This is a genomic window from Enterobacter cloacae complex sp. IR53030 (genome assembly GCF_049238365.1).
GTDB lineage: Bacteria > Pseudomonadota > Gammaproteobacteria > Enterobacterales > Enterobacteriaceae > Enterobacter > Enterobacter kobei.
The window spans coordinates 66,250-84,096 of record NZ_JBMKHA010000013.1; the positions used below are offsets into that span (position 1 = coordinate 66,250).

The following is a 17,847-nucleotide window of genomic DNA, read 5'->3' on the forward strand; positions in this document are numbered from 1 at the left end:
CGGTTGCCTGTTGTTATGCCATGTTTCGGCAGGGGTAATTGACCTATAGCAAGCGTTTGGGAAGGGTTCCAGCGAAGGGGGAAAATCAGTAACCCTATGAAAAGAGTGACAACCTTAAGTCAGGCCTTATGGCGTAAGGGCTGAATATGGCGCAGGCAGAATAGTCCTAAAGCGCAACCCATAAAGTGACAGGGTCACGTATCGCGATGTTCCTGTCACCCTGCCTGAGAGCTTTATCTGCTGAGTAGGGGGCGTACACGGCGAACACGCACTGAGATACTGATAATCGATACGGTCGCGACAACGGAGAGCATCAACCCGAACGCCAGCATGGCGTTGAAGCCAACCCATCTGAAGAGCAGTAACCCGGCGATACCCCCGGTAATGAACGAGAAAAGGGTGGTTAAGTGGGTTTTCAACTGACTTTTTTGTGCCGCGGTATCTTTGGAGTAATCCCTGCGAAGCATGGCAACCGTGACGGAGGCCAGGGAAATTCCCGCGTCCGTCAGCGTGCCGGTAATGTGCGTCGATCTCACCCGTCCGCCGGAAAGCTGTGTGGAGGTTGAATTATGAATGCCCATCAGACAGCACAGGAAAATAATAATCTCGCGGTTGCTGGTGAGCGCATGGAAATACATCTCGTAGAGAGATACGCCGGTTAATAATATCCCTTCGACAAAAAGGATTTGGCAAAAAACCAGCCTGACGTTATGGATAATGCCCCATATCACGATAAGACGTGCAAGGATTGCGCCCGCCACAAAGGAGAGAATAATCGAGCCAAAGAAAATGATATCGCTCAGATCGGTGGAGGAGACTTCGCTGGATAATTGTGAGGTGTTGCCGGTCATATGAGAGGGGAAAAAGCCAAAGGCCCCAAGGGCGATGGCGTTGAGTAAACCTGCTGAGGTCGCCAGCCAGAGAGCAAGCCGGCGATCCTCCTGGTGCGTTCGTTCTTTCTTGAGTTTAATCAGCAAGAATACCTCCGGGGTGAGCTTTGCCTGAATAATCAGGCTAGCAAAGCGTGTCGACGGGCTGTCCAGGATATTGCTTAATTATTATTCCATCTGGCGACGTTGAGGGTTTAGTAATTAAATAAAATATCCTTACGAAAAGTATTCCAAACTGAAACCTTACGCTACGCCGTTATTTCCATGAGGCGCTTTCGCGGAGGCGTGAAAGCATAAACGTCAACGCAGCCGCACAAAGCAGCACTATGCCGCTCAGGGCAAACGTGCTCTGCCAGCCGAGGCGATCAAACACCATACCGCCCGCCGTTGAACCCAGTGCAATGGCGAGCTGGATCACCGCGACCATTAACCCTCCGCCCGCTTCGGCATCCTCCGGTAGCGTTCGGGCGACCCACGCCCACCAGCCCGTCGGTGCTGCCGTCGCCAGCATTCCCCACAAGCCTGACAGCAGGGCAACAATCCACACGTTATGCCCGGTCATAATCAACGCGCCAGCGATGGTGGCCATCAGCAGTGGAATCGCTATTAACGTCAGGTAAAACGCCGCGTTCAATACCAGAGAAACGAGAAGGGTGCCAACAAATCCGGCAATGCCGATGGCGAGCAAAATCAGCGATAGCCCGGAGGCGCTGACGTGCGTGACGGTCTCGAGAAATGGGCGCACGTAGGTAAACAGCGCAAACTGTCCCATAAAGAACAGGCTGCAGGCTATCAGACCGACGGATACGACAGGCTGGCGAAATAGCCGAAAGACGCCTTCACCTGACGCACCGTTTTTACGCCCGCTCATATTTGGCAGGCTAACGTACTGCCACAGGAATGCCGCGATTGCCACGGGCACCAGACAAAGGAAGGCACCGCGCCAGCCAATGGTTGCACCCAGGTAGCTGCCTAGCGGGGCGGCCAAGACCGTTGCCAGCGCGTTACCACCGTTGAAAATAGCCAGCGCGCGCGTGACCTGATGATGGGGAACCAGGCGAATAGCCGTTGCCGCCGACATGGACCAGAACCCGCCGATGGCGATACCGATCAGCGCGCGACCGGTCATATACGTCTGATAGTTCTGGGCGAAGGCAATAATGAGCCCCGAGAGCGCCATCAGTATCGTCATGCCCAGCAGAAGGTGTTTACGATTCATATTCCCGGCAAGCCGGGAGAGGAAGAGGCTGGTCAGTACCGCCAGCGCGCCGGAGATAGCAATGCCCTGGCCTGCAAGCCCCTCCGTCACGCTTAAATCTGCGGCAAGCGGGGTGAGCAGGCTCACGGGCATAAATTCCGAGGCAATCAGGACGAATACGCAAAGGGTCATGGCAAAAATGCCTCCCCAGTACGCATGTTCCTCATGCTGTGAAGTGGTGTGGTTTAATGTGGACATCGTCTGATTTCGCGAAGAGAGCCGCCCGTCGAAACGGGCAGCAGGGAGGTTTATTTCAGGCTGTTTTTAAAGAATTGTTCAAACTGAGCGAATGGGATCTTCCCGGCAGCATTGTCGTAGAGATCGACATGGTTTGCGCCCGGGACAATCACCAGTTCTTTCTGCTCGCTGCCGACCGCTTTAAACGCATCTTCGGCGAAATAACGGGAGTGCGCCTTTTCGCCGGTCACGATAAGCGTCGGGATAGCGATCTCTCCGGCATAGCTCAGCAGCGGCATGTTCATGAACGAGAGCGGCATAGTTGCCGTCCATGCGCCGGTTGAGTTGACGGAACGCGCGTGGAAGCCACGCGGCATGCGGTAGTAGTCATAAAACTCTTTCAGCACCGGATTCGGGTTGGCGGGCAAGGCTTCTGGCAGAATACGTTCTGACGCGGTCACTTTGCCGTTCTCGTCAACATAAATGTCATGGCCGCCCTGTGCAAAGGTGCCGCTTTCGGCATCCTTCCAGCGCTGTTCATTCAGGTACTGCAGCACAGCATGGCGATCTGCCGAAGAATAACGATCTTTGCCGTCGCCTACGCCGTGACCCATCGCCCGGCTCATGTCATACATTACGCTGGTGGCGACAGCTTTGATGCGCGTATCCATGGATGCCGCATTCAGCGCCATACCGCCCCAGCCGCAGATCCCAAGGATGCCAATGCGGTTACGGTCGACCTCTTTCTGCACGCCCAGGAAATCGACCGCGGCGCTAAAGTCTTCGGTGTTGACGTCCGGTGACGCGACGTTGCGCGGCTGGCCGCCACTTTCGCCCGTCCAGGAAGGGTCGAACGCCAGGGTTACAAACCCTTTTTCCGCCAGGGTCTGCGCGTAGAGGCCGCTGGACTGCTCTTTGACCGCGCCAAATGGCCCGCTGACGGCAATCGCTGCCAGCTTACGGTCGCCACGGTTTTTAGGAAGATAGAGATCGCCTACCAGGGTAATACCGTAACGGTTCTGGAAGGAGACCTTACGGTGGTCAACTTGGTCACTTTTGGCAAAGGTTTTGTCCCAGGTTGTGACCATCGAGACGGGGGCGTTAGGATTGGTGGCTTCTGCATAACTCATGGTTGTCACTCCACTTAATGATGCGCATAGCAGCATCGCAACAGACAGTTTTTGGGTGAATGTTTTCATGTATCGATACCCTGCGGTGTTGTGTTGCGGCCATTATAGTTAGCGGGAATAGTGCTGATTAGAGGCCATAATCTGCTAAAATTAATATCAAATTGTTATGAATTGCGGGGCGTAATGGCGAAGCGAGAAAACTACAATGAGCTGTACCTGTTTATGCAGGTGGTGCGGGAGGGAAGTTTCACCGCGGCTGCGCAGCGGCTTGGGCTGGCGCAATCCGGGGTGAGCCGCTCGGTGCGCGAGCTGGAGGAGCGGTTGGGCGTCCAGCTTCTCGTGCGCACCACGCGTAAGCTGTCGTTAACCCACGCCGGGGAGCAGCTCTATCAGACAGCCGAATCCGCGTTCGATGCACTTGATTCGGGTCTGGCGACCCTCGCACATTATCGTCAGACACCGTCCGGCACGGTGCGCATTAACGCCAGTCAGCACGCCATCGACAAATGCCTGCTGCCAAAGCTCGCCATTTTTAAACAGCGTTACCCGGATATCAGGCTGGAACTCATAAATGAAAGCCGCTTCGTCGACATCATCACCGAGCGGTTTGATGCGGGTGTCAGGCTGGGAGCTGAGGTCAGTCAGGGAATGATTGCGGTGCGCATCACGCCCGATATGGAAATGGCCGTAGTGGCTGCACCGGGGCACTTCAGGCGTTATGGCTTTCCCCAGACGCCAGCTGATTTAGTGGCGCATCCCTGTATTGCCTATCAGTTTGCTGATGGAAGTGATTATCAGTGGGAACTGGTCGAGGACGGGAAAAAAATCACCCATCGGCCAGAGGGGCAGTGGGCATTGTCAGACAGCTATATGGAAGCCCAAGCCGCCCGTCTTGGGCTTGGGCTGGCTTATGTTCCGCTTGAGCTGGTGGCTGATGATCTTGAAAAAGGAACGCTTATCCGGGTATTGCAGCGCTATAGCCTGCGCATGGACGGGCTCTATCTTTATTATCCGCACCGCAACGTATCGCCGGCTTTGAGGGCCGTTATTGATACGCTGAAAATGTAATTTCTGTGAACGTGTTTTTCTTCGACATGTGAACTGCAGGCCCCTGCTTGCTTAAGTCAGGAAAAAAACTTAGGCTAACGTCAAGATCTGCTTGCTCAACAAAGGCTTAAAAATGGAAAAAATAATCCCGGAATATACGGCTGTTGATTTATCCCGTTGGGCAAGAAAGGAGCATTTTGAGGTATTTCAGGGGTTTGCTCAATCGACGTTTAACCAGACGGTGTTGGTCGATATTACCGTGCTGCTAAGCCATATTAAAAACGTTGGCTGGAAGTTTTATCCGACGATTATTTTTCTCGTTGCTAAAATCGTTAACCGTCACCCAGAATTCCGTATGGCCATGAAGGACAATGAGCTTGTCATATGGAATGAAATTCATCCAAATTATACGATTTTCCATAATGAAACAGAGACCTTTTCATCATTATGGAGTCATTACGATGGCGATATACAGCACTTTCAGAAAACCTATTCTGAAGACATGGCTCGCTATGGCGATAAACTTGCGTATTGGCCAAAAGAAGAATCCAGGGAAAATATCTTTTTTATATCCGGCATTCCGTGGGTAAGTTTTACGAGCTTCAGCGTTAGCGTGGCTAATATGAAAAACTTTTTTGCCCCTATGTTTACGCTTGGAAAATATTACGAGCAAGAGGGCAGGGTATTATTACCTCTCGCCGTTCAGGTACATCATTCTGTCTGCGATGGTTTCCATGTGGCAAGGTTTTTTAATGAGTTACAAGAGGTCTGCGATGCGTTACCACAGCAGACCGGGCAACAGGAATGATGATGTGGCCATCAGGCCGCTTTAACCGCCCTGATTTTTTTACTGTCAGCTGCACCTGACTCGGTTTTATCGTCAGCAGGGGTATCAAGAGCCGGGAGCTTACTGGTTCGCAAAATATGCTGCACGGCATCTTTCTGCTCGGCGAGATACAGGCCAAGATCTTCAGCCTGCGTTTCATCCATCTGCATTCCGCTTTGCAAAAGCCAGTCGGTAAACGCCTCTGCCATATCAAGCAGTTTGTCGTGAGCGTCAGCCTCTTTCTTACTGGCAAATGTCATTTTCTCTTCACCTTTTCTTACGACAACATATTTTGTTTCAACAGCCATCACGCACCTCTCATACTGTGTTTATGTACAGTATAACAGAGGCCGGAAAAAGTTGCAGCAAAATGTGCGTTACGTGTGCGCCTGCTGGGTTTCACGGCAGGCCACACTGCGCCGCCATGCGCCTGGAGCCTGGCCATATTGCCGTTTAAAACTGCGGTTGAAGGATTGCTGAGAGTCAAAACCCAACGCGATCGCCACGTTCAGAATCGGTTCGTCGCTGTGGGTTAAGCGCTCAACGGATTTTTGCAGCTTTTGCGCGCGAATGTATCCGGCGAGAGGGTAGCCTGTATGTTCTTTAAACAGTCGCTGAAGGTGCCATTTCGAATAGCCGGAGCGCCTGGCGACGGACTCAATATCCAGACGGCTATCAAGGTTGTTGTCGATCCAGTCGAGTAAATCATGCATAAATGCGCCCGTGTTCATCGGGTTACCTCCACGCAGCCTGTTAAATGGTAACTTTATCTGTTGCATTTAAAGGTGGCGCGTTTTTGCAGTAATTGCAAGTTTTATTGTTGCATTTAAATCCTTACCTGAAACGGGCCTTTTTAACATCCGATCGAATAGCACATAAAGTGCAACAATTATTCTTGCACTTAGTTAAGCGCCTTCCTACAATCGCCGCGAATAGTGTATTCGCAACTGTTACAGTTTTGTGGCGATGAACGACACAAATGGCCTTAAGCCAGCCCGGACAAAGGAAGTGGCGCGGTGCCTCCTGCCGCGTCTTGCCCGGCGGCTACAATTACCGGAATAAAAATAATGAGCCTGCAAAAAACCTGGGGAAACGAACCTCTGCATGCGCTGGGAGCGATATTGCTCTCCCTGTTGCTTGTCGGATGTGATAACAGCGCCGCGCAAAATGCTGCACCCCCTGCGCCCGCCGTCAATGCTGCTGATGTCGTTGTGAAATCCATTAGTCAGTGGGATAGCTTTAACGGCCGGATCGAAGCCGTGGAGAGCGTTCAGCTTCGCCCCCGCGTCTCTGGCTATATCGACAAAGTGAATTTCACCGACGGCCAGGAGGTGAAAAAGGGTGAGGTGCTGTTCACGATTGATGACAGAACCTATCGTGCCGCGCTGGAGCAGGCGCAGGCGACGCTGGAGAGAGCCAAAACGCAGGCCAGCCTGGCCCGAAGCGAGGCTAACCGTACCGATAAACTCATCAATACCAACCTGGTATCCCGTGAAGAGTGGGAGCAGCGCCGTGCGGCCGCCATTCAGGCGCAGGCCGATATTCGCGCCGCGCAGGCTGCGGTAGACGCCGCGCAGCTTAACCTCGATTTCACGAAAGTAACGGCACCGATTGATGGCCGCGCCAGCCGCGCGTTGATCACCAGCGGTAATCTGGTCACGGCGGGCGACAGCGCCAGCGTGCTGACAACGCTGGTCTCGCAGAAGACGGTGTACGTCTACTTTGACGTGGATGAGTCAACCTACCTCCACTATCAAAACCTCGCCCGCAGCGGGCAGGGGGCGTCCAGCAATCACACTGCACTACCGGTTGAAATTGGCCTGGCGGGTGAGGAAGGGTATCCCCATCAGGGCAAAGTGGATTTCCTGGATAATCAGCTGGCGCCGAGTACCGGTACGATCCGTATGCGCGCGCTGCTGGATAACGCGCAGCGTCAGTTCACGCCGGGCCTTTTCGCTCGCGTTCGCCTGCCGGGCAGCGCTGAATTCCAGGCCACGCTTATTGACGACAAAGCGGTGCTGACTGACCAGGATCGCAAATATGTTTATATCGTGGATAAAGAGGGCAAAGCACAGCGACGCGATATTACGCCAGGGCGCCTGGCGGACGGCTTACGCATCGTGCAGCAGGGGCTGAAACCCGGCGATAAAGTCATCGTCGATGGTTTACAAAAAGTGTTTATGCCGGGTATGCCGGTTAACGCGAAAACCGTCGCCATGACCGCCAGAACAGCCCTCAACTGATCATCTGACCTGAGAATCCTACCCATGGACTTTTCCCGCTTTTTTATCGACAGGCCGATTTTCGCTGCCGTCCTGTCGATTCTGATTTTTATCACAGGATTAATCGCCATCCCGCTGTTGCCGGTGAGCGAATACCCTGATGTCGTACCGCCAAGCGTGCAGGTGCGCGCGGAGTACCCGGGCGCCAACCCGAAAGTGATTGCTGAGACCGTGGCGACGCCGCTGGAAGAGGCGATCAACGGCGTTGAGAACATGATGTACATGAAATCCGTCGCGGGTTCTGATGGCGTGCTGGTGACGACCGTCACTTTCCGTCCGGGAACCGACCCGGATCAGGCGCAGGTTCAGGTACAAAACCGCGTGGCGCAGGCCGAGGCGCGTCTGCCGGAGGATGTGCGCCGTCTGGGCATCACGACGCAGAAACAGTCTCCTACGCTGACCCTGGTGGTGCATCTGTTTTCGCCTGGCGGTAAATACGACTCTCTGTATATGCGCAACTACGCCACGCTGAAAGTGAAGGACGAACTGGCGCGTCTGCCCGGTGTCGGCCAGATCCAGATTTTTGGCTCAGGCGAATACGCGATGCGCGTCTGGCTGGATCCCAATAAAGTAGCGGCGCGCGGGCTGATCGCCTCGGATGTCGTCACGGCGATGCAGGAGCAAAACGTGCAGGTGTCGGCCGGGCAGCTGGGCGCCGAGCCGCTGCCGAAGGAGAGCGATTTCCTGATCTCCATTAATGCCCAGGGGCGTCTGCATACCGAAGAAGAGTTTGGCAATATCATTCTCAAAACGTCTCAGGACGGGTCGCTGGTACGCCTGCGCGACGTGGCGCGTATTGAAATGGGATCGGGCAGCTATGCGTTGCGTTCGCAGCTTAACAATAAAGACGCGGTCGGGATCGGTATCTTCCAGTCTCCTGGCGCAAACGCCATCGATCTGTCTAACGCGGTGCGCGCTAAAATGGCGGAACTGTCCACCCGTTTCCCGGAAGATATGAAGTGGGCGGCACCTTACGATCCGACGGTATTCGTGCGCGATTCTATCCGTGCGGTGGTGCAAACGCTGCTGGAAGCGGTAGTGCTGGTCGTACTGGTAGTGATCCTCTTCCTGCAAACCTGGCGTGCGTCGATCATTCCGCTGATCGCGGTGCCGGTTTCGGTCGTGGGGACGTTCAGCGTTCTCTACCTGCTGGGCTTTTCGCTTAATACCCTGAGTTTGTTCGGGCTGGTATTGGCTATCGGTATCGTGGTGGATGATGCCATCGTGGTGGTGGAAAACGTCGAGCGAAATATCGAAGAGGGGCTTGCTCCGCTTGCGGCGGCGCATCAGGCGATGCGTGAAGTGTCCGGGCCGATTATCGCGATTGCGCTGGTATTGTGCGCGGTGTTTGTGCCGATGGCGTTCCTTTCTGGCGTCACCGGCCAGTTCTACAAACAGTTTGCGGTAACGATTGCCATTTCGACGGTGATCTCCGCTATCAACTCGCTGACGCTCTCACCAGCGCTGGCTGCTCTGCTGTTAAAACCGCACGGCGCACCGAAAGATTTCCCGACCCGGCTTATCGATCGTCTGTTCGGCTGGATTTTCCGACCGTTTAACCGCTTTTTCCATCGTAGCTCGACTGGCTATCAGGGGCTGGTGGGTAAAACGCTCGGCCGACGTGGCGCGGTGTTTGTGGTGTATCTGCTGCTGCTGTGTGCCGCAGGCGTCATGTTTAAAGCGGTTCCCGGTGGCTTTATTCCGACACAGGATAAGCTGTACCTGATTGGTGGCGTGAAAATGCCCGAAGGCTCGTCGCTGGCGCGTACTGATGCGGTGATCCGCAAAATGAGCGAAATCGGGATGAATACCGAAGGCGTGGACTATGCGGTTGCTTTCCCGGGTCTGAATGCGCTGCAGTTCACCAATACGCCGAACACCGGAACGGTCTTCTTTGGCCTGAAGCCGTTCGACCAGCGTAAACACAGTGCTGCGGAAATTAACGCTGAAATCAACGCGAAAATTGCGCAAATCCAGCAGGGCTTTGGCTTCTCCATTCTGCCGCCGCCGATTTTGGGGCTGGGGCAGGGGTCGGGTTATTCCCTGTACATTCAGGATCGTGCCGGTCTTGGCTATGGCGCATTGCAGAACGCGGTGAATACCATGTCCGGTGCGATTATGCAGACGCCGGGGATGCATTTCCCGATCTCGACCTACCAGGCCAACGTTCCACAGCTGGACGTGCAGGTTGACCGTGACAAGGCGAAAGCGCAGGGCGTGTCGCTGACCGATCTGTTCGGTACGCTGCAAACCTATCTGGGCTCGTCTTATGTGAATGACTTCAACCAGTTCGGGCGTACCTGGCGTGTAATGGCGCAGGCCGACGGACCGTACCGCGAGAGCGTGGAGGATATTGCGAACTTACGTACCCGTAATAACCAGGGTGAAATGGTGCCGATTGGCAGTATGGTTAAGATCAGCACTACCTACGGGCCGGATCCGGTGATCCGCTACAATGGCTACCCGGCGGCTGACCTGATTGGCGATGCCGACCCGCGCGTACTCTCCTCCGCCCAGGCGATGACGCAGCTGGAAGGTATGTCTAAGCAGATATTGCCGAACGGAATGAATATTGAATGGACGGATCTGAGCTTCCAGCAGGCGACACAAGGTAATACGGCGCTGATCGTCTTCCCGGTCGCGGTGCTGCTGGCCTTCCTGGTGCTGGCGGCACTGTATGAAAGCTGGACGCTGCCGCTGGCGGTGATCCTTATCGTGCCGATGACAATGTTGTCCGCGCTGTTTGGCGTCTGGCTGACCGGTGGTGATAACAATGTGTTCGTGCAGGTAGGGCTGGTGGTACTGATGGGGCTGGCGTGTAAAAACGCGATTCTTATCGTGGAGTTTGCCCGCGAGCTGGAAATTCAGGGCAAAGGTATCATGGAAGCCGCGCTGGAGGCCTGCCGCCTGCGTTTACGCCCGATTGTGATGACCTCCATTGCCTTCATCGCCGGAACCATTCCGCTGATCCTTGGCCACGGCGCGGGCGCAGAAGTGCGCGGTGTCACCGGGATTACGGTCTTCTCCGGGATGCTGGGCGTCACGTTGTTTGGTCTGTTCCTGACGCCGGTGTTTTACGTGACGCTGCGTAAATTCGTTACGCGCGGTAAAGAGGAAAGGGACGTTCTGCCTGCATAGGGATGTTGCAGAAAACAAAAAAGCGCCTTCACAGTAAGGCGCTTTTTTTTCACATCAGATCAACCGTTAAAACGATTCTTTATACTGGGCCATAAGCTCAGGTACCGGATCGCAGCCGCTGCTATCGGCTTTTTTGACCTCTTCCAGCGCGCTTGCCACGGTGTGTCGGGCTAATACCGCCAGCGAAGCCTGCTCAGCTTCTTCGGATACCGATTTAAAGTACCAGCAGGCGTTAGCGCTGACCACACAGCGAGCCGGTACGTCAGGACGCGACGCCCACAGCTTTTTATCTTCAGTGACCGAAAGGTAGATGTCACGCAGGGTGATCTCTTCCGGCGGGCGCCCAAGATGAATGGAGCCGTTGCGGCCAAGCGTGGAGACGATAATTCCGTCACGCGTAAGGGGAACCATCAATTTGCGGATAAAGCTCGGGTTGGCTTCCAGGCCGTAGGCCAGAACGCCACTCGTCGAACGTTTACCTAATTGCTCCGCCATCGCTACGCTGAGGACCATCTGCAAAGCTGTCGGGAAGCGGTAATCTAACATTTCTCTGTCCTGGGTCGCGGTGAATCTTGTTCTTTTTGGCACCGCAGAGGTGAATAAGCAATAAACAACAATATAACAAATAGGGTAATTTTTTTGAAGCAATCTGCGGCATTTGCGATCAAACACCCTGTTCTGGTTTAGCTAAACGTGCGGTTCGGGAAGGCAACCGTCACCTGGAGGCCACCTTCTGCGGACGCACTCAGGGCTGTACTTCACGGCATTTTCAATGAGATTGTCTATCAGCGATATCAAACTTTGCCTGACGCCGCTAATCCGGATGTTCTCCTCGGCGAAGAATTCCAGTTCAATTCTGCGCGCTGAGGCTAACGGTTCCAGCTCGGCCATTCGCTCCGGTATGAGCGACGTTAGCGGCACGGACTCCTTCGCGGCGTCAATGCGCGCCTCACTATGCTGCGGTACGGCTTTTAAGGGGGAGATATAGTCAGGTGTGCGTAAAATGCGGTAACGCTGGCGCTGACCAGCAGTTGGGGCTCCAGCAAGTATATGCAAACGTATTACGGCGTGAGCGATGCCCAGTCGGCGGCATCGGGGTTTGCCCGACATGACGCCGGCGCAGGGATTTACGCCTGGTCGATGGATCTTGACTGGAACCACAGCTCACCGCCCGCTGGAGCGTGCTTGCCGCAGCGGGCGTAACGCAGTTGACGGGAGAGGCAGGCGATAACCCAATTGTGCAACGAAAAACGTCGCCCACGGGGAGTTTGAAAGTGACGTATCTTATCTCATTAATACCTGAAACAGCTGAACAAAGATATATATTGTCGCTGCCACTTGTATCGTCCGGAACCCCCATCTGAAATAGCGCCATTCATGGCGTTCTCTGGCATCAGCTGCTTCAATAGCGGGGTCAGAACATTTTCTTTTCCTGGCCCTGAATGCACTGATTATCCACAAGATGAGAAGAAAGATGACGATGGTTTTCTCAAGGATTGGATTACCCACAAAATGTGACTCCGTCCTGCCCGCGGTTACAAGCAGGATGGATGAACTACCTTCACATAGCAACCACTAAATGTAGGGGTAATATTCGTTTTCGATCTGGTGGATTTGCCGTGATTCCGTCACGAGATGTTTTACTCGTAAAATTCGACTTATATTTTGCCAAGCAAAATATTCAACATCCGGCGCAACGGTTCTGCCGCCCCCCATAATAGCTGATCGCCCACCGTCAGAACCGAGTAAATAGGGTCATTATTCAGGGACATTTTTTTGTAACGGCCAACGCCAACCTGCAGCGAACCGCTGATGTAAGCTGGGGTCAATCGACTGACACTTTCATCCTTGTTATTGGGTACGTAGTTAACCCAGGGGTGGGAATGCGTTACTAAGCTTGCGAATTCTTTTTCGCTGACTTCACGCTTGAGCTTCAGGGTGATGGCAGCACTATGGCACCGGATCACGCCGACACGAATACACAAACCGTTTACCGGGATTGTACCTGGAGAAAGCCCAAGAATCTTGTTCGTTTCTGCCTCACCTTTCCACTCTTCGCGGCTATTCCCATCGCCTAAATCGCTATCAATCCATGGAATGATGCTGCCCATAAGAGGTACGCCGAAATTCTGGATGGGCATATCAGCACTGTTAATAAGCTCACTGACTTTATTGACTAAAGGAAGCACCGATCCTGATGACATGAGTTCATCTGAGGATAAATGCTGGCTGATATATGCGCTTTGAGCGATTAATTCTCTAACATATTTAGCCCCTGCACCTGATGCAGACTGAGACGTCATTACGCTCATCCATTCGATTAAGTCAGCCTTTATCAGTCCAGCAAGCCCCATAAGACTCAGGGTGATGGAGCAGTTGCCACCAACAAAAAGTTTAATTCCTTCTTTGATTGCACGATCAATATTAGGGAAGGTGCGAATAAGTCACCAAACGCAAAAAAACGCCTATGTAAGTGATTGAATTTAATTGACTAAAAGTTTCATTTTCGTTGCGGAGGGTACTTATTCGCACCCTCCTTAGAACGATTGACGGGGTCGAGAATAATACAGGCTTTCTCATCCATCCGTAACGCTGAGGCCGCATCAATCCAGTAGCCTTTCCAGCCATGATCAATCAAATCAGGATATATTGCTTTAGTATAATCACCGCCCTGACAGGTTATAATGATATCCATTTCGGACAGGGCATTGATTGAATTAGCATCTTTTAGCGTATAGCCGACGCCACCAATGACAGGACCGGCGGCACCTGCACTTGAAGTACTGTAAAAATGCACAGAAATACCGTCGAAGTCGTTCTCTTCGACCATTCGCTGTAACAAAACAGAACCTACCATTCCTCGCCAACCGACGATGCCAACCTGCTTCATTTGCTTAACCTTTGTAATGTTATGATATTGTTAACTTGTGTTCGGGGGACGTTATATCGCATCTAAAGTTGAAGGTCATTACGTATGGCATCAGATTTAATCATTATTAAAATGTTTCATATGGCATCAGTGATTTTTATAGCTAAACCAGACAAAAAATTCACATTCATCGGGTATTAAATAAATAATCATGGGCTGGCGCGTCATAAATAAGTAATGATCGTTAAGCATTTAGAGCAATTGCGGACATACGAGCCACACATATTACGTCGCTTTCATTAAGGGCTAAGAAGGGCTCTGAATGGTTAAGGTTGAGGAAATAAAAATGAGGAATTCGCCTGCCTGGATGAAGAGGTTTATCTGTTATCTTTTTTTAAAAATCCGCTTCCGGCACAAGCAAGACCGCAAGCGGACAATCTCAACACCTCATCACATCCCTTAGCGATACAGCGTCTTTTCCGCAACAGGGATAACCAGCGCGGATCGCCAGTCCGCCAGCGTCAGCTGCGCAAGCCTGCCCAGCGCGGTGTAAAACGGATGACCCGCATTGTCGACAAATACCGACAGGAAGCGGGTACTCCACGGCAGCAGGTGCCACGCCAGGAGCTGGTCGCACTCCGAATCGCGGCCATTCTCAATCAGCCACGCCGCCAGCAGCAGCAGGGTACCGAAATGATCTTCCGGTTCGTTCTGCTGCATCTCAAAAGCGATGCCGTTTTCACGCATCCACTGGCGCAGCGCAAGGGTTGAGTCACCAAACAGCACGGATTCGCGATCCAGCCAGACGGAACCCCACGGCGGCGCGGGCAGGGCATAAGGGCCAATAAACAACCGTTGCCAGGCGTCCGTCAGCGGCTCATCGGAAGACGTGGCAAAGGTATCGGCAACGGGCTGCAGCGTTTCCGGAGACAGGGGCCAGTCCTGAACCCATTTGCCAGCGATAAGGGCCTGTACCAGGGGCGCAGTCTGCTCGCTGTCAGGAGCGAAATAAAACAGCGCGCCCAGCACCCGGGCGCTGAACGCGAACGATTCACGCTGTAAGACGTCTTTCATTAAACCTTCCTTGCTTGCGCGGGGCACGCCCGCGCGACTGTGTTAATCAGTAATACACACCATAGAATAAACCACGGCCATCCGTTTCACCCCTTATACCTTCTCAATCTGTACCAGGTTGGTGTGCTGCGGGTTGCCCTTGGCCAGCGGAGACGGGCGATGGGTCGTCAGGGTGTTGATGCAGGAGCCGTGGTCGATACGATCGCCATTCATATTGGCGTCATGCCAGGCGCCCTGGCCCATGGCACTCACGCCGGGCATGATGCGAGGCGTGACTTTCGCTTCAATTCTCACCTCACCGCGATCGTTAAACACGCGCACCGTATCGCCGTTCTTAATGCCGCGTTTTTCGGCATCGAGAGGATTAAGCCAGACCTCCTGGCGGCAGGCCGCTTTCAGCACGTCAACGTTACCGTAGCTAGAGTGGGTACGGGCTTTGAAATGGAAGCCAAACAGCTGCAGAGGATACTGCGCGCGCGCGGGGGCATCCCAACCGTCAAATGTTGAGGCATAGACGGGAAGAGGGCTGATGGTTTCGTCTTTTGCCAGTTCCCAGGTCGCTGCAATTTCAGCCAGCTTACTTGAGTAAATTTCAATCTTACCCGATGGCGTTTTCAGCGGATTGGCTTCCGGGTTTTCGCGGAACTTTTTATACGCCACAAAGTGTCCGTTCGGATCTTTGCGCTTATAAATGCCCATTTTCTTCAGCTCATCATAGGACGGAAGTTGAGGGTCTTTTTCGAGCATTTTGGCATACAGATACTGCAGCCATTGCGCTTGCGTCCGTCCTTCGGTGAATTTCTGATGGATATCCGGCCCAAGACGTTTCGCCACTTCACTCATGATCCAGTAGATGGGTTTGCGTTCAAACTTCGGTGCGGTGACGGGCTGGAGGAAAATCAGGTAGCCCATGTTCCCGGCGTAATCGTTAGGAATAATATCTTCCTGCTCGACGGTCATTAAATCCGGCAACACGATATCGGCATACTTCGCTGACGACGTCATGAAATTATCGATGACGACAATCATTTCGCACTTGCTTTCATCCTGCAGGATATCGTGGGTTTTATTGATATCGGAGTGCTGGTTGATGATGGTATTACCCGCGTAGTTCCAGATGGACTCCACTGTCAGACGGATGGACGGACTTGAAGTAGTTGACTCAACGCTACTTAAGGTCCTGATATGACTGACATTAATCATGATAACACTGTATATCCATCCAGTTTTTCCTCTGGGTCTCCCTATCTGTATCAGCAAGTCTACACCTCAAGCCCTGACACAAGGCTGACACAAATCAATCTACTCAGCGTAGCTAAGCCTCAGTTAGTCCGTAGAGCCAATGGTCGATATACTATCCGCTTCAGACTCAAGGGACAGACCATCCCGTTTCTTTCAGTATCGACCCGAAGCACAGACAGGAGAGTAGCCACAATGCGTCAGAGAGAGCTCGCAGCCACAGCTAAGGCCTTCATGTTGGATAGGCCTGAAGTCTCACTACAGGAGCTTACAGAGCATCTCCGGTCTATGGCTGAGCAGTTCCTGACAGACGCTAGTGACGATTACTGGAATGGACTTGAGGTCGCTACTCTGGTCGACGAGAAGTCCAACCTGAGGGAGCTAGCCGCTACGCAAGCCTTAAGTCTGGACCAGCAGAAGGGCATAAGGTTAGCGCTTGAAGTCCTGACCGCAGCACAGCAGAGGGTAGACACTGGTGATACCTCTGGTCTGATTAAGCTGATTGATGATAATAACCATACTGATTACTCAACTATAGGCGACTCTACGTCAATTCTGAAGAATGAGCAGGGGGATAGACCAGTAGTTTTCACACAGGAGCGCCAACCTGAGGTCACTATCGCTGACCAACCAGCTATCTGTAGTTTTTCTGAGCTAGTGTCCTCGCTGCTGGCTGAGAAGGTCCAGACCCTGAAGTCCTCCAGCTACAAGGACCTCTCGTCCTCACTAAATACTGTCTCCCGGTTCCTGCCTGAAGACATGGACCTGATGTCTCGCTCTGAGTGGCTGGCTGTCAGGGACGCTATGCTGGCTTCTGAGGTGAGACCGTCGACGATTAACAAGCTGCTGACTAAGGCGAAGATGTGTCTGGACTATGGCCTGATGAATGGGCAACTTGAGGGCCGCAACCCGATTGAGCGCATGAAGTTAACTAAGGATGTAGACTCCAAGCGTAGAGCATTCACTGACGAGGAGCTGGAGAGACTTCTGGTCCGTGTTGAGTCTGAGTATCAGTTCACACGACACACGGCTCACACGACCTCTGAGGCCCGTAGATGGGCGTCTCTGGTATCTGTGGTCACTGGAGCTAGGTCTGCTGAGGTCTGCCACCTGACTAAACGTGACATTGTAACCTTGGACAATGGGCTGGTCTGTATCGACATCAATGAAGATGGGGAAGGTAAGTCTGTGAAGAACAAGCATTCAGTCCGACTTGTGCCGTTGACCGATGGGGCCTGTGGTCTTGACCTGAAGTCCTTCCTCGAATGGGTAGACATGCAGCCTGACGAGGGTCCTCTCTTCGGGATGACTCCAAGCGCATACTCAAGCTGGTTTAACTCAAGGGTCATGACTGAAGCTCTGGGAGACGCTACGGATGTCTCTCTCCACAGTCTGAGGCATTGGCTGGCTACACGAATGAAAGAGCGTGGAGTTAATCTGGTGGACGCTCAGGGCATCTTAGGTCACAGCAGTCAGTCCATTACGTATGACCTGTACGGGAAAGGACACGCTGTTGGTAGGCTGGCTGAGGTGCTGAAGACAGCTTTACTTTAAGTAGGAAGACCCAAGGTGTAGACCATATACGGCTTGATGGTTGAGACCTTGGGTCACTGAAGTCTGACTGAAGTTAGGGAGGGTGATAATAATCATAATCCCTCCTGACTATAGGTCCACCGGTTCGCCTTCGGCTGTCCGACTTTAAGTCTGTCTGTTGTCTTATTTAAACTGGTTCCCTAACTCAGGTCCCTCCAAATTCCTATGGTCTCCTCTTGACATTCCTGTTTGACTGTGAGTCGCCTCTGGTCTCTCTTTATATATACTTCCTTAATTCCTGAGGCGTCTTTGGTCCTTGACATTCGGTCCAACCTGTGAGTCACATCCGGTCCTCCCTCTTTATATTTACTTCCTTAATTCCTA

The 17,847-nt window shown here is 52.9% G+C and carries 13 protein-coding genes and 5 pseudogenes; 6 read left to right on the forward strand and 12 right to left on the reverse strand.

Features of this window, described 5'->3' with window-relative positions; genetic code table 11:
* Nucleotides 1–233: 233 nt before the first annotated feature.
* The 3 genes from ACOTXR_RS14430 to ACOTXR_RS14440 form a co-directional block, all read right to left on the reverse strand.
* On the reverse strand, nt 234–977 hold the full coding sequence (locus ACOTXR_RS14430; RefSeq protein ID WP_222834839.1) for a YoaK family protein: 744 nt from the start codon (nt 975–977) through the stop codon (nt 234–236).
* Nucleotides 978–1,146: 169 nt separating this feature from the next.
* Nucleotides 1,147–2,346 carry an MFS transporter gene (locus tag ACOTXR_RS14435; protein ID WP_058690809.1) on the reverse strand — a complete coding sequence of 400 codons (1,200 nt, stop codon included), beginning with the start codon at nt 2,344–2,346 and terminating at the stop codon, nt 1,147–1,149.
* A gap of 50 nt (nt 2,347–2,396) precedes the next feature.
* Nucleotides 2,397–3,524: an alpha/beta hydrolase gene (locus ACOTXR_RS14440; RefSeq protein ID WP_058690810.1), complete on the reverse strand. Its 1,128-nt coding sequence runs from the start codon at nt 3,522–3,524 to the stop codon at nt 2,397–2,399.
* A 114-nt stretch (nt 3,525–3,638) separates the two neighbouring features.
* On the opposite strand from ACOTXR_RS14440, the gene ACOTXR_RS14445 reads away from it, so the two are divergent.
* The gene (locus tag ACOTXR_RS14445) at nt 3,639–4,523 is read left to right on the forward strand and encodes a LysR family transcriptional regulator (RefSeq protein WP_032636721.1); all 885 of its coding nucleotides are present in this window, start codon (nt 3,639–3,641) and stop codon (nt 4,521–4,523) included.
* A 112-nt stretch (nt 4,524–4,635) separates the two neighbouring features.
* Nucleotides 4,636–5,310, forward strand: a complete 675-nt coding sequence (gene catA, locus ACOTXR_RS14450) for a type A chloramphenicol O-acetyltransferase (protein ID WP_045134998.1) — start codon at nt 4,636–4,638, stop codon at nt 5,308–5,310.
* Nucleotides 5,311–5,321: 11 nt separating this feature from the next.
* Here catA and ACOTXR_RS14455 read toward each other — a convergent pair whose 3' ends face one another.
* Nucleotides 5,322–5,636, reverse strand: coding sequence for a YebG family protein (locus ACOTXR_RS14455; RefSeq protein WP_014883646.1), 315 nt, complete (start codon nt 5,634–5,636; stop codon nt 5,322–5,324).
* A 69-nt stretch (nt 5,637–5,705) separates the two neighbouring features.
* Entirely contained in the window at nt 5,706–6,059 is a 354-nt protein-coding gene (locus ACOTXR_RS14460) for a helix-turn-helix domain-containing protein (RefSeq protein ID WP_014883647.1), read from the reverse strand.
* Between the two features lie 336 nt (nt 6,060–6,395).
* Between ACOTXR_RS14460 and ACOTXR_RS14465 the strand changes: the two genes are divergently transcribed.
* Nucleotides 6,396–7,571, forward strand: a complete 1,176-nt coding sequence (locus tag ACOTXR_RS14465) for an efflux RND transporter periplasmic adaptor subunit (protein WP_078310601.1) — start codon at nt 6,396–6,398, stop codon at nt 7,569–7,571.
* Nucleotides 7,572–7,595: 24 nt separating this feature from the next.
* On the forward strand, nt 7,596–10,748 hold the full coding sequence (gene oqxB, locus ACOTXR_RS14470) for a multidrug efflux RND transporter permease subunit OqxB (protein WP_200923535.1): 3,153 nt from the start codon (nt 7,596–7,598) through the stop codon (nt 10,746–10,748).
* A gap of 66 nt (nt 10,749–10,814) precedes the next feature.
* Here oqxB and ACOTXR_RS14475 read toward each other — a convergent pair whose 3' ends face one another.
* Nucleotides 10,815–11,294, reverse strand: a complete 480-nt coding sequence (locus tag ACOTXR_RS14475; protein ID WP_047344087.1) for an RrF2 family transcriptional regulator — start codon at nt 11,292–11,294, stop codon at nt 10,815–10,817.
* Between the two features lie 198 nt (nt 11,295–11,492).
* Nucleotides 11,493–11,705 (reverse strand): annotated as a pseudogene (locus tag ACOTXR_RS14480) (sensor histidine kinase); the annotation flags it as partial.
* Between the two features lie 45 nt (nt 11,706–11,750).
* On the opposite strand from ACOTXR_RS14480, the pseudogene ACOTXR_RS14485 reads away from it, so the two are divergent.
* Nucleotides 11,751–12,031: pseudogene (locus ACOTXR_RS14485) on the forward strand (MipA/OmpV family protein); the annotation flags it as partial.
* Between the two features lies 1 nt (nt 12,032).
* Here ACOTXR_RS14485 and ACOTXR_RS14490 read toward each other — a convergent pair.
* The 5 genes and pseudogenes from ACOTXR_RS14490 to ACOTXR_RS14510 all read right to left on the reverse strand — a co-directional run.
* Nucleotides 12,033–12,257: a hypothetical protein gene (locus tag ACOTXR_RS14490; protein ID WP_014883667.1), complete on the reverse strand. Its 225-nt coding sequence runs from the start codon at nt 12,255–12,257 to the stop codon at nt 12,033–12,035.
* A gap of 149 nt (nt 12,258–12,406) precedes the next feature.
* Nucleotides 12,407–13,174, reverse strand: a pseudogene (locus tag ACOTXR_RS14495) (aspartate-semialdehyde dehydrogenase); the annotation flags it as partial.
* 113 nt (nt 13,175–13,287) lie between these two features.
* A pseudogene (locus ACOTXR_RS14500) lies at nt 13,288–13,638 on the reverse strand (aspartate-semialdehyde dehydrogenase); the annotation flags it as partial.
* A gap of 438 nt (nt 13,639–14,076) precedes the next feature.
* Complete coding sequence (dmsD, locus tag ACOTXR_RS14505; protein WP_047028150.1) at nt 14,077–14,691, reverse strand: Tat proofreading chaperone DmsD; 615 nt, start codon at nt 14,689–14,691, stop codon at nt 14,077–14,079.
* Nucleotides 14,692–14,784: 93 nt separating this feature from the next.
* Nucleotides 14,785–15,819 (reverse strand): annotated as a pseudogene (locus ACOTXR_RS14510) (molybdopterin dinucleotide binding domain-containing protein); the annotation flags it as partial.
* A gap of 57 nt (nt 15,820–15,876) precedes the next feature.
* Here ACOTXR_RS14510 and ACOTXR_RS14515 point away from each other — a divergent pair.
* Complete coding sequence (locus tag ACOTXR_RS14515) at nt 15,877–17,484, forward strand: site-specific integrase (protein ID WP_170955165.1); 1,608 nt, start codon at nt 15,877–15,879, stop codon at nt 17,482–17,484.
* The last annotated feature ends 363 nt before the right edge of the window (nt 17,485–17,847 follow it).